Consider the following 12,107-nt stretch of genomic DNA (forward strand, 5'->3'; position numbering starts at 1 on the left):
CTCGACTAGCTGCTGGAAGATGATGGCTGCGGCGCGAGGGGGCGAGTACTGTCTTTCGAATTCGACTTCCGTGTGCCTTGCTTGGTGCCTTTCCTCCCAGTGGTCGTGCTATCAGCAGCTTTAGCTGAGCCGTCGCTTGTCGGCCGGGCGCTGGCATCAGTACTCTCGAAAATGTGGTGCACGAGAGAGCCCCTCAGTAGATCCATAGGAGGGCGTCTCAGTTCCTGCGGTACCTGCGCCCAGCGCTCGCGAAAATATTCGACGGGCTGGTCCTTGAACTTGCCCAACGCCGCGTCGTTGCGTGCGACCAGTGCAAGAATCAGGGGGCGAACACCTCGCATGACAGCGCCGTTGGCGGCCAAAAGAAGCACCTCTTCGTCGACGTAGTCTTTCCGCATCGATATCGCTTTCATCAAAGCTTCCTTCCGAAGTCGAGCGAGATAGGAGGGCGAGCCACCAGTCAAGATCCAGAGCAGCGCGTGCAGCTGCTTGATATGCTTATCTTTGTTGGAATCAAAGACTGTGAAGCCCCACACATAGGTGACGAGATCCTTCCAACGTTCTGTCACCCATGTGAATTCGGGGTAGTAGTCCCAGAGGCCTGCGGAGGTCAGGCGGCTCATGTTCTGACTGTTCGTTTCGAGTTCGGAAAAAGCGAGCGGATTGCCGACCAAGACAACGGGAATACCACTGTTCAGCAGACGCAAGAAGAAGCGCTGGAAAGCTTCACCAAGCACACGGGTGTCCAGATTCCCCTTTTGAGCTTCTTCCACAACAAGAAAACTGCAGCGATGGAGGAGAAGCCAGTGAATAACCCAAACGAACTTGCTCTCAAGTTTCGTTACCTTTCCGAGTTGGCTTAAGTAGTCTTTTCCGAGGGCTTTGTCCATTGCATGCGCGATCGACTCCAGCAGTCCTCCTCGAGATGGGTCAGGGGGCATTTCGGCCACTAGCCAGACCAACTGCTTCAGTTCCAGATAGCCCAGACTTTCATCGCCGACTCGGTGTACCACCTGAGGGAAGTGGGATAAAAGTCGGAATAGGAATGATGACTTCCCACCCCCAGTCGGGCCTCTAATGATTGCCCCTTGAGCGGCGACCATTGCAAACGGAATGTCCTCCATCGTTTCGTGTGTTGCTGGATCTGCCGCATACACCATGACCCTGTTGGCCTCGACGCGAGGATCGCGACTTCGGATGCTCGAAAGCAAGGCCATTTGCATCCGCGTTGCTGCCTCCGTTTCCTCGAGTTTCGGGACGAACGAATTGTTAAGCTGGGGCACCGCATCCAATCGTTGCCAGTCTTCGACTTCGGGGCCCATCAGAACCTTCGGCCGATGCATCAGCAAGCGGCCCCAATCGCTTTCCGTGCGCATGCGAGGGAGACCGAGCAACAATGGGTTCTCGCCCAATGCACTGAACAGATCGCCCGCGCGCGATTTCACTACTGCCGCCATGAGTCTCTGAGCTCCTGATGTCGTTTGGTCTGCGATGGAGAGCTATCCCCACAATCGACTAGGTCGTCGATGCTTGGTTCTGGGATCGACGGTGCTGAGTCCAATCCGAGGGAGCGAATCCTCTTGGCTTCGAGTTCACTCTTGAGCGCCGCTCGCTTGTTGCCGGATATGGCCTTTTTGCTTGGAGGCTTGGGCAAACTTCCCTGTTCTTTTTGCTTCGCGCGCCGAGCTTGCTGATTGATCTTTTCGTTCGAAACGACTCGCTCAGCTTCGACTTCATCACGAAGTCGGGCGGTGATGTACGCCGAGTATTTGTCGATGCTGCAGATCGTCAGCCAATCTACGAGAGAGAGCTCCTTGAGTTCCGGATCGCGTGTCTTCAGCGACAGCTCCTTCATGCCGTTCAACTGAATGTAGGCGCACCCAAGTCGGCCAGGGCTGAGCGCAATATCAATAGGAATCACCTGCTTTCTTGCGCGAGTGAGAATGTCAGTCTCATAGAGCCAATCGGCTGAATAGACGAGGCCAGGAATGAGATCTCCTGCAGTCGACCGCGGATCACGCACGCGAATACCATCACCATGTATCACTGCCGAAAGGCGTGGCAGGCAGTGAGCTCTGAGAGATTCGAGATTTGCCGGACTGCTGGCGATGTAGCCCTTTTCAATCTTCCAAAGGACGATGGCCTTGCGTGTGGGCTCGACGCCGTCCCGCCGCATCTCCATTGTCAACAGCTTGGGGACAGGCTCCTGGTTGTTGTGTTGAAGAATAGCCTTTACAAGCTCGACTAGATTCTGTCTGTGAGTACGGCATGCATCTTCCTCGCGCCGGCGTTCACCGCGTTTTCGCTTTCGCCCTCGCGTAGATCCTGCATTCCGATGATCGGCTTTGCGCTGAAGGTAGCGGTGCTTTTTTTCCACTTTGTCCTTGGACAGCGGCGAGAAGATCTTTGCGTACGCATTCGAAATCTCTGAAGCTTCCAGCGTCATGATGCTGTCGTCTTGTTTGATGTCCCCGTTGTCCCCGGTGACCTTCTTTGGCATCCAGCAGATCCAGTCTTCCGGTTCTATGGGGACGCCAATCTCCGCACAGAGTGCGACATGATCTTCCACGCAGTTGAGTAGTGCGAGCAGCCCGGTGAGACTACTGGGAGATTCATGTCCCGAATAGAGCCCGAGGATGTACTCCGTAGAGTCCTCAACCACCAGTGTTCGGTTGGTGCTTGGGAGTGTCTGGAGGATAGAGGCTGAACTTACCAGCGTCTGGTCTTCGGAGCTGCTATCTATGAATGCTCTTAGTCCAAAGACGTTCGCCCGACCAAAGGCCGCGTGACGAATCGGCCGTTGATGCCCTTCGTAGTGTGCTTGTCCAAGATTGATGCGGCTTGGGCGATCAACATGAGATTGGGGGCCGTGATCCTGGAACTGCCTGAGTGTCGGCCGCTCACTGGCCTTCTTCAGTACTATGCGGGGCTCTTTCGAATTGATATATTCGACCTTGGTAGGGTAGTAGTCCGCCATCGTGAGGTTGTACGCCACATCCATGGACACATCAGGCTTCTTGTGCTTCTTGTAACCTTCGCGAAGCCATTGGCGATCTATAGGCTCGAGGTTGTAGCCGCGAAGCTTCAGACGCTTAGTTCCTTTCTCTTCTCTCGCGACTGTATTGGATCTTCCAGGCTTGGTCTGGCAATACTTTTCTTTGCCCAGTTCGCCGCAAACATCGAAGTGCGGCAAGAGCGAGTTGCGATGCCCGAGTCCGAGCATGTGACGACGCAGTAACTGCCGAATTTTGTCGACTGGAACCTTCTTCAATCGAGCTTGCTTTTCGGACTGCTCTCGTTCAAGGCCGCCTTCGGTGAGTGCGAAGATGTCATAGTCTGCAATGATCTCCTTTATGAGTGCGTCGAACTGTTTGCGGGCATTGAGCCAGTCGGACGGTTTTGCGCGAGAGTAGGCACGGACGAGTTGATCGGGGCGAACGTCCGCTTCCAGTTCCTTGTCTGCGAGGCTCCAGTAGGGCGGAAAGCCTGCCTGGATCACACTCAAGCTTCCAGTATTGATATCGTGGCGAAATACCTCCGCCTTGACTCTCTGAGGCGCCTTGATGTGGTACTTAACCGCCTGGGATTTGACAGCGACTCTGCTTTTCTTTGTAGCTCGCGATTGCGTGCGTTTCGCCGAAGGTCGGTTCTCCGGATAACGAATCCACCAAATCGCGCTTCCATCCGGAATGACGCAGACAATGCGCCCCAACGGGTGCCATCCTTCGGTTGTGCGTAAACGAATCTCTCGTCCACACCACTCGATCGGGATTTTTACTCGGGACACAGAAGCTCCTGCGTAATCTGTGCGCGCAAGCGTCCACCGTCACGCCGCAGCAACCTCGTCAGTTGTATGGGGTGCAACAGGTCCGCGTCGATCAGGCCGGCCCAAGCGGCCATCCGGAAGCTTGCGTGTCCAGCGACCCGATTCATTCTCGTGCGTGACGCTGCGTATTCGACGCAAGCTTCTATCGGGTAACTATCGCACCGACGCATGAATGCGTGTGCGAAGTCAAAAATTTGCTGTGAGGCCTGCGCTACCAAAAATTCCGATCGAAGAGGTTCGAGCCAGATAAGGTTCTCGTGAAAGACGCTCGGAAGATAGTCCTCGTGAATGACGATCGAGTAGGCCCCGATGGCCAGCGCGTACAGAGTTTCCAGGACGAGTCGTTCACGTTTTCTGCCGTTCTCCGGCGCTTCGGCGAGCTTTCTGGGTTTGCACTGGCAAAGGATGAGGCGGTCATTGGGCGGGACACCGAACCTCACCATCAAGTCGGTGGTGGCAATGAAAGGAATCTTCGTGGCCCAGTAGCGGCCATGATTGATGCCGGCCTTTTTAGCGATCTCTAGCAGGCCTGGCGCTTCCCCCAGGCTTGGGTCGCTGTCCGGGTGCCATCCGAATAAAGGAAGTCGATGTGGATCCGGCCACATCGGCATTTGCTCTCGCACTTCGGTGGCGCCGAGCCAGACGAAGATCCTGGCCATCCGATCTTCTTCATCCGAGAGCAGGTGCAAGCTTCGGTGTGAGTACAGAGGCGTGTGGTCAACGTGGAGCGTGCTTACCGGCGAGGAAAGGTGACGCCGAATTCGAATCCATGCACAGTAGTTCTCTCCGACGCTTCCTCCAACGCCGGCATCGATCATGTCGTAGAGGCGGTCCCGCGTAACCGTGGTGTACCGAGGCAGCACTAGTCCGATTGGGGCCTTGGTCCGTCTGAGGCCGTGCCAGCTTTTGTCTGGGGTGTACTGCGGAGCGAGAAGGGGGTGTGCGAATGGAGCGAAGTAGCCGGACTTGAATGCCGATCCAGCGGTCGGTGCTTTGGTAAAACCGGAGGAGGCGACCTCGTAAGGAAGGAAGGTCTGATACCCCGCGCCGGGTGCTCCGTTCCAAACAATTCGTTTCGTCAGGCGCCAGTTAGAGGAGTCGACACGCGGTTCTTCTCCTGGCTCCGTTGTCCGCATTGCCATATCAAGTCCTTCGGCGCGCGCGCATCGCGCGCTGCGCATGGCCATAGGCTTGACTCGAGGCGGCGTAGTGACGAAACTAAGCCCAAGCTCCCCAGCTTGTCTCAAGCGAAGCCCAGATCAAAAGCCAAGCGCTGCAACGCTTGGCTTTTGGCTTTTTGGTGCTTTAGCGGGATTCCTCCTTCCTCGTGGGAGAGGGCGAAGCGTTTGACGCGGGCTCTGGAGGCGGCGATTTGAGCCCCAGTGCCACTGCGATGTGATGCGATGCGCCGCGGCGCGCCCGGGATTGCCCGTTCAGGACCCTGTAGACGCTGGCCGCATGGAATCCGTGGGCGCGCGCCCACACGGTGACTTCCAGACCCCTGTCAAAGAAGTCTTTCCTGACTTGCTCAAGTTCGACCGAGTCGATGTTCGGGCTATCCATGTGAACTGGCGGAAAGTTGAGCAAATCGTAGCCAACTGTCTCAGCTTGGATATGAGGGTTTGCCCGAGGAAAAGTTGAGTATCCATGAGGCTTCCGGCGAGAGTGGGTGCAAACATTTGCATCGTGCTACTACTACGGCACGAAGGAATTGGCCTCTGATCAGCGTAGTGACCGACAACTCGAGGAGGCAAGCGGTCGCTCGCGACAGTGCTTCGTCCGGCGTCTCTCATGGGCAGTACTTGAGCGGCCGACTTAACCCAGCACATGCGGCTACGGTTAAATTTCGACAACAGATGCGATGAGCTGCACGGCCAATCGGCCTATGTGCTGCTCTTCAGCAAACCGCGTGCCGCAGGGTCTACCAGCATGCGATGCGGACTGTCGGCCTCCCTGGATGTTCTGGAGGCCGAACTGTAAGCGCGGTCGAAAAACGCGAACGCATTTAGATAAATGCGAATCTGCGATTTCGTCGGTATTTAAACGAGAGCGTCCTCATGAAACCCTCTTGGCACCGAGCCTGCACACTTACTGTATGTACATCCAGTTTCATGTCGGTTGCAGCTCTTTCGTGCTGGTCCCGCCAAGTTCCACTCATCTCGCTTTTTGGCATCGGCCACAATCGCAATGGGTCGCTCAGTTGGAGAGACCGAGTGAGCTGGAGGCAATTGAATCGAGTTCGCCTCCAGCCCCGTTCGACGTGACTAGGCCGACGTAAATGAGCGGCCGAAGCGGTCACTCATCTGCAACGATCAGTGGGCGCGGCGCAGTCCTGGGGCCAAGCGCTTGGAATAGCGCAGCACGTCTTCGACGCCGTGATCGCAGTTCGCGACAAGGTAGGCGATCACGTTGAGCACAGCGCCCGGCTCAACCATGCAATGCCCGTCGATGGACTTATCCGGCTTCGCGTAAGCCAATGGGGCGATCGAGGGCCACGGAAGAGATTCGTACAGAAAGTCGCTGAACTCGTCGCTCGAGGCGACTTCTCCAGCGCGTTGAACGAGTTCCTCCGTGAGCAACACCGAGCCTACAAAGCCTTCAGACGGATGTTGCTCGCAATCATTTACGAGATGCTCGGCCAGCAGCCATGCGAGCGCCGTGTTAGGGTTCTCGCCATCCTCGAAGACGGCTTCGGAGATGCGAAGCAGTTCCTCTTTCTGGCTGCGGTCTAGGTTGGCGCAAATGCTGACTCGCTTCTCGGATTGCTCCGCGTCATACCCAGAGGGCATCGAGGTTGCCGCTGGATGGCCGCCCGTCTTGATTGCGGCGTAGCTCTTGGCTCCGCCGCCGGCGGAGACGACCTCTTGGGCGTGGGAGTAAACAACGGGCACGCCTACATCCTCGGCACGGCCGGCTACGTGCGCCGAATATCGCTTGACCCAACTAGATGGTTTTCTCAACATGATCAGATTCTCCTGCGCTGCTGCGAGGGGACTCTGGCGCTTACTCCCCCCGTAACAGCGGGAAAGGGTGACCAGGTTGAGGTAGAAAGTCGACAAGCAGTCGGGAATCCGCCAGGAACCCATTGGCTTGAGAGTTAAATATAGCAGATCGAGAAGTCTAAGGCCCTAGTGGGGCGATGCATACGCTTTCAGCTGTTGGCGGATCAGCTATAGCGCTGTCACTGAGCTAAACGCGTGCCCAGTGCCGAATACTGCCGAGGCCTAGAAGCGAGGCACACCTGCTTGAAGTGCGGCCTCAATCGGAGGACTTTCCGGAGTCGCGGTCCTGGAATACGTAGCGCACCCTCCTTTCCTTCGGTCAATCAGTTAAATTGAAGGCGATGTATCCCGACCACCTTATCCTTTATCACGGAACCACGGCTGGCTGGCTGAACCTTACCGGCTTCAAGAAGCCAGACTTCGCGTACGGCGAAAACACTGATTGCAGTGCATTCGTCTACCTTTGCTCGGAACGCCCTGGGGCTGAGAGCGCGGCAAACACTGCGCACAGAAAGGTTCGACTCCGACATGAAGGAAAATGGAACCACGACAAAGAATTAGGTCTCCGTTCGCTGAAGCAGCATTTTGTCAAAAAGGAAATTCGATACGAGTTCGACCGGTATGTCTATGAAGTGAAGTGCCCTTCGTCAATGCGAATCCTCGATTTGCATGAAGAGAATCTCAACGCTAGTGATCTAGCGCTGGTGAAAAATGCAATTGTTTTGCAAAAATTTGGGCCGATGGGTTTGCAGGAGCTGAAGAGATGGCGTCTTGCACTCTCGGTTTTTCTGGAAAGACGCTCAGTCTCCCGAAGATTGAAGTCGACCCCGAAGGTTTGGGTAGACCTTTTGTACATTGCCACCGCCAACTGCGGCAATTTCTCCTCTCCTAGGCTCATAGATTTGGCCTTAGCTTGCTATAAAGCCTTCGGGCCTATTGGTCAAATAAAGCCCCAGGACGCTATTCGCGGCGCCACCGCCCGAGGGAAAATAATTGCAGGACTGACGACTGTCGGATTCGAATTGTTCAGAAACGTGGAGCGGGATGGCGATAACCAGGGTTATGGCGAGGTTTGGGCGCTTCCATGGTCAAAAGGCCATCTGGTTACCATCAAACCGCCAAGCATTTTTGAAGTGTTTAGGTAGCAGCTCCATCTGTAAGCGCAGTCGGAAATGCGAATGAACACCCAAAGCCTTAGAGACTTTTGTCTGGATACATTCCTAACCGTGCGTTTCGGTTAATGCTCGCTTCCTAAGCTCCCACAGAACCGAGCCAGCGATCTCCTGGGGACTCATCTCATCAGCCAGTTTGTTTAACTCATACGTTGTCCAGCAAGCGACCGTAGCGTTTTGCTCTCGAATCATCGCCGGCGCTGCGTGAGAGGCGCGGAGCGGTTCGTACAACCCCTCGATGATTTGGTCGAAGGTCATGTATTCAGGGCTGAGTACTTGAATAGCGACCTCAACGGTGAACGAGCCATCTGCTACCTCACCCACAGCTAAGACAGCCCGCCGCGTCACATATCCCGTCTGGTCGACCTGAAAAAGCGATGAAATCCATACCCACCGCGCGCCCCAAGATAAATTCGCCGGCGGCGGCGGGATTGATCCGCGGCGCGCGACAAAGCCGCGCGGGAACAAGTCAAGTTCCCATCCCGGCAGGCAATCCGGCACCGCTTTGCGCAACTCAGCCAGAAATGACGGCTCCAGATCGCCGTCATCGCGCGCAGGTTGAGCGCCCATGATCTCCGCCGGGGGCAGTCCCGCAGAGTCCGAAGGGCCAATTGCATACTGACCCGGCTCCACGCCCTCTACATCGGACTCGAGCGCTCGACCCGTCGCACGCCTTGACCGATGAATCGAGGTTTTGTTGAGATAGGGAAACGGATCGCTGTCGTCGCCGTCGCTGTATACCTCGATCGGCGCCCGGCTCCTGTCCGCCCATTGGTTCACGATCTCTGGCTTCTGCTCACGGGCCCCGCGTTCCTTCTGCTTACTCGACGCGGGCGGCCGTGCCCGCAATCGCCCGTCATCGATGCTGTAGTACAGCCGATCGAAAGGATGAGGGTAGGTGCACCTGATGACGCGTAGCGCAACAAAGGTTCTCTGCCCAGCCGTTTCCAGCCACAGACCGTCAACGGTGAGATCTGTCATTCCCGTGAACGGAAACGTAAGCGTCTCCTCAGTACCCTCTGTTTTCACTGAAGGCTGATGTGCAGGATCGGTGGCCCATGCACGCTGCGATGGTGTGCATGAAGAACCGCTAATGCACATCAATGAACGATCAATACACCCCGAGCAAGCGCCGTCGGCGCGAGCACAGCCCAATGTTCAAGCGCGAGTTGGTCGCGCGCAGCTTGGTGCCCGGTGCGTCGGTGGCCGCCGTCGCGCTGGAAGCGGGCATCAACTCGAACCTGCTGTTCGCATGGCGCAGGATGCATCTGAGCACGCAAGAGCAGCCCCAGACGCCGGCACCGTCGAAGCCCTCGCCAATGCTGCTGCCCGTCACCATCGAAGCTGCGTCGATCGCGCCATGCTCTTCACCCACGGTGGTGGCGCCTCGCCAACCTGCCGGGACCATCGAGATCGATGTCGGCGGTGTGCGCGTCCGACTGCGTGGCGCGGTCGACGAGGCCAGCGTGCGCCATGTCCTGCAGACGCTGAAGGCGCTTGCGTGATCGGCCTTCCTACAAGCACCCGCGTCTGGATCGTCGCCGGCCATACCGACATGAGGAAGGGATTCAATGGCCTGTCTGCGATGGTGCAGACGGCGTTGGAGACCAACCCGTTCTGCGGCCACGTCTTCGTCTTCCGCGGCCGACGCGGCGACATGCTCAAGGTCCTGTGGTTCGATGGCCAGGGATTGCTGCTGCTGGCCAAGCGCCTGGAGCGCGGCCGATTCGTCTGGCCGCAGGCGCAAGGGGGCAAGATCTCGCTCACGCCGGCGCAGCTGTCGATGCTGCTCGAAGGCATCGACTGGCGCATGCCGACGCGCACCGATCAGCCCGCGCTCGCGGCTTGAACCGCGCTCAAGAATTCGTCTTCTGAACGCACGGGTCCCGGTCAACTCCGGGTAGGTCCGATGGCATAGTAGAGGGCGTGCCGAACACCGCCAACGCGCCCCACACCGTCGACTCGCTGCTGCGTGTCGTGCAGGCGCGTGATGCCGAAGTCGTCATGCTCAAGCTGCTCGTGGACAAGCTCAAGGTGCAGTTGCTGCGCCAGGTTCGCTCCCGCTTCGGCGCCTCCAGCGAACAGCTGGACGACCCGCAGATCGCGTTGATCGCAGACCTGTCGATGCACGAGCTTGCGCCGGTCGCGCAGACACCGAAGGTGCAAGCGGCCAACAGCGAAGGCTTCGACCGCAGCTTGCCCGCACACTTGCCTCGAGAGAACCATGTGTACCGGCCCGAGGCATCGGATGCCCGCCACGACGCCGTCGGCCAGGCCTGCGGCTGCAGTGCGTGCGGCGGCCGACTGCGTCAGATCGGCCAGAACGTCTCTGAACAACTGGAGTACGTGCCCTCGCGCTTCAAGGTGATCCGCCACGTGCGCCCCAAGCTCGCCTGCATGGCGTGCGAATCCATCTTCCAGGCAGCAGCGCCGAGCCGGCCCATCGCACGTGGCATCGCCGGTCCCGGGCTGCTGGCCCACGTGCTGGTGTCCAAGTACTGCGACCACCAACCGCTGTACCGCCAGAGCCGCATCTACGCCCGCGAGGGCGTCGTGATCGAACGCTCCACGATGGCTGGCTGGGTCGGCCAGAGCGAGAAGCTGCTGGACCCGTTGGTTGCAGCGCTCGGGCGCTACGTGCTGGCCGGCTCCAAGCTGCATGCCGACGACACGCCGGTGGCGGTGCTCTCGCCCGGGCGAGGCCGGACCAAGACCGGAAGGCTGTGGGTCTATGTGCGTGACGATCGGGCATCGGCGAGCACCGACGCGCCGGCGGCGTGGTTGCGTTACTCGCCCGACCGCAAGGGCGAACATCCCCAGGCGCACCTGAAGAACTTCAAGGGCGTGTTGCAGGCCGATGCGTATGCCGGCTTCGCCAAGCTCTATGCAAGCGGCAACGTCATCGAGGCTTCGTGCTGGGCGCACGCGCGCAGGCCGTTCTGGGATCTGCACGAGAGTCAGGGGCGTGCGCCAGGCTCGATTGCGGAACAAGCGCTCAGGCGCATTGGTGCGCTGTATGCGATCGAAGCCGGCATCCGTGGTCGCCCGCCGGCTGAGCGATGCAGGGAGCGCCAGGCGCGGGCCGGGCCGCTGCTCGAGGAACTATTCGCCTGGTTGCGAGGGATGCTCGCCCAGGTGTCGACCAAGTCGGAGCTCGCGCGCGCCATCGGCTACACGCTCACGCGGCTCGGGTCGTTGACGCGCTACCGTGACGATGGACGCATCGAGATCGACAACAACGCCGCCGAGCGCGCGTTGCGCGGTGTCGGCCTGGGCCGCAAGAATTACATGTTCATGGGCTCGGACGCCGGGGGCGAGCGCGCTGCGGCCATTTATAGCCTCGTGGAAACAGCCAAGTTGAACGGGATCGATCCACAGGCTTATCTGCGCGATGTGCTCGGGCGCATCGCGGACCATCCCATCAACCGCATCGACGAGTTGCTGCCGTGGAACATCGGTGCGCCGCAACACCTCGAGCAGCGGCTGGTCGCCTGAGGACCTCGTGCCCGGGCGACTACAACCTGACAACGCCAAGAGGACAACGCAGTGAACCCGCAAGGCACCGACCCCAAGCTGATCGATGCGCTTAATCGTGCGACCAGCCTGGAGCTGTTCCAACTGAGCGCCATCATCGAGCGCATGCTGGCCGATCCGCGACGCATCATCGCTGTGCGCACGAACATGAACCTCGGCCAGATGGTGCGCTTCCTCGACTGGCGCGACGGCCAGATGCGCAATGGCAAGGTGGTCGCCATGAAGGACACGCAGGTCACCTTGCACGAGGAAGGCACGCGGCGCGAATGGAAGCTGCCCTATGCGGCCGTCGAGCCGCCAAGTCCTGCCAGTGCAACTGCATCGACCCCTACGCGTCCCGCGCCGCTGAAGAGCATGCCTGCGCGAGGTGACTTCCGCTGCGGCGAGAAGGTCTCGTTCGACGACAAGTACCTCCAGCCTCAGGTGGGCATTGTCGTGCGCATCAACCAGCGCACTGCCACCGTCGACACCGGCAACGGGCACTCATGGCGCGTTCCCTTCCATATGCTGCGACAGGTCTTCGACATCTGATCGAACGGCAGAGGTCAAGGGGGGTGCTGAGCTGACGCTTAC

11 protein-coding genes are annotated in these 12,107 nt (G+C 58.6%); 5 read left to right on the plus strand and 6 right to left on the minus strand.

What is annotated here, in order from left to right:
* Nucleotides 1-5: 5 nt before the first annotated feature.
* The 5 genes from BM013_RS18700 to BM013_RS18725 all read right to left on the minus strand — a co-directional run bounded on the left by BM013_RS18700 (nt 6) and on the right by BM013_RS18725 (nt 6,789).
* Nucleotides 6-1,457 carry an ATP-binding protein gene (locus tag BM013_RS18700; protein WP_093129123.1) on the minus strand — a complete coding sequence of 484 codons (1,452 nt, stop codon included), beginning with the start codon at nt 1,455-1,457 and terminating at the stop codon, nt 6-8.
* The gene (locus BM013_RS40555) at nt 1,445-3,712 is read right to left on the minus strand and encodes a hypothetical protein (protein ID WP_143098302.1); all 2,268 of its coding nucleotides are present in this window, start codon (nt 3,710-3,712) and stop codon (nt 1,445-1,447) included. The genes BM013_RS18700 and BM013_RS40555 overlap by 13 nt, the downstream gene beginning before the upstream one ends.
* Nucleotides 3,713-3,774: 62 nt before the next feature.
* Nucleotides 3,775-4,515: a PDDEXK family nuclease gene (locus BM013_RS18715; RefSeq protein ID WP_218153667.1), complete on the minus strand. Its 741-nt coding sequence runs from the start codon at nt 4,513-4,515 to the stop codon at nt 3,775-3,777.
* Nucleotides 4,516-5,131: 616 nt separating this feature from the next.
* On the minus strand, nt 5,132-5,389 hold the full coding sequence (locus BM013_RS18720) for a DNA-binding protein (RefSeq protein WP_093129127.1): 258 nt from the start codon (nt 5,387-5,389) through the stop codon (nt 5,132-5,134).
* Nucleotides 5,390-6,138: 749 nt separating this feature from the next.
* Nucleotides 6,139-6,789: a hypothetical protein gene (locus BM013_RS18725; protein WP_143098303.1), complete on the minus strand. Its 651-nt coding sequence runs from the start codon at nt 6,787-6,789 to the stop codon at nt 6,139-6,141.
* Nucleotides 6,790-7,169: 380 nt separating this feature from the next.
* On the opposite strand from BM013_RS18725, the gene BM013_RS40560 reads away from it, so the two are divergent.
* A complete protein-coding gene (locus BM013_RS40560; RefSeq protein WP_143098304.1) occupies nt 7,170-7,973 on the plus strand; it encodes a hypothetical protein in 804 nt (267 codons plus the stop codon).
* A gap of 75 nt (nt 7,974-8,048) precedes the next feature.
* On the opposite strand, the gene BM013_RS18730 is transcribed toward BM013_RS40560, so the two are convergent.
* Nucleotides 8,049-8,981 (minus strand): hypothetical protein, encoded by a 933-nt coding sequence (locus BM013_RS18730; RefSeq protein ID WP_093129129.1) that lies wholly within the window; start codon nt 8,979-8,981, stop codon nt 8,049-8,051.
* Nucleotides 8,982-9,103: 122 nt separating this feature from the next.
* Here BM013_RS18730 and BM013_RS18735 point away from each other — a divergent pair, with 122 nt between their 5' ends.
* The 4 genes from BM013_RS18735 (at nt 9,104) to BM013_RS18750 (ending at nt 12,065) form a co-directional block, all read left to right on the plus strand.
* Entirely contained in the window at nt 9,104-9,505 is a 402-nt protein-coding gene (locus tag BM013_RS18735) for an IS66-like element accessory protein TnpA (RefSeq protein WP_093129130.1), read from the plus strand.
* Nucleotides 9,502-9,849: an IS66 family insertion sequence element accessory protein TnpB gene (gene tnpB, locus BM013_RS18740; protein WP_093129131.1), complete on the plus strand. Its 348-nt coding sequence runs from the start codon at nt 9,502-9,504 to the stop codon at nt 9,847-9,849. The genes BM013_RS18735 and tnpB overlap by 4 nt, the downstream gene beginning before the upstream one ends.
* Before the next feature lie 77 nt (nt 9,850-9,926).
* The gene (locus tag BM013_RS18745; protein WP_093129132.1) at nt 9,927-11,495 is read left to right on the plus strand and encodes an IS66 family transposase; all 1,569 of its coding nucleotides are present in this window, start codon (nt 9,927-9,929) and stop codon (nt 11,493-11,495) included.
* A gap of 51 nt (nt 11,496-11,546) precedes the next feature.
* Nucleotides 11,547-12,065 carry a hypothetical protein gene (locus tag BM013_RS18750; protein WP_093129133.1) on the plus strand — a complete coding sequence of 173 codons (519 nt, stop codon included), beginning with the start codon at nt 11,547-11,549 and terminating at the stop codon, nt 12,063-12,065.
* The last annotated feature ends 42 nt before the right edge of the window (nt 12,066-12,107 follow it).

The sequence above is a fragment of the Variovorax sp. OK605 genome (assembly GCF_900115445.1).
GTDB lineage: Bacteria > Pseudomonadota > Gammaproteobacteria > Burkholderiales > Burkholderiaceae_C > Variovorax.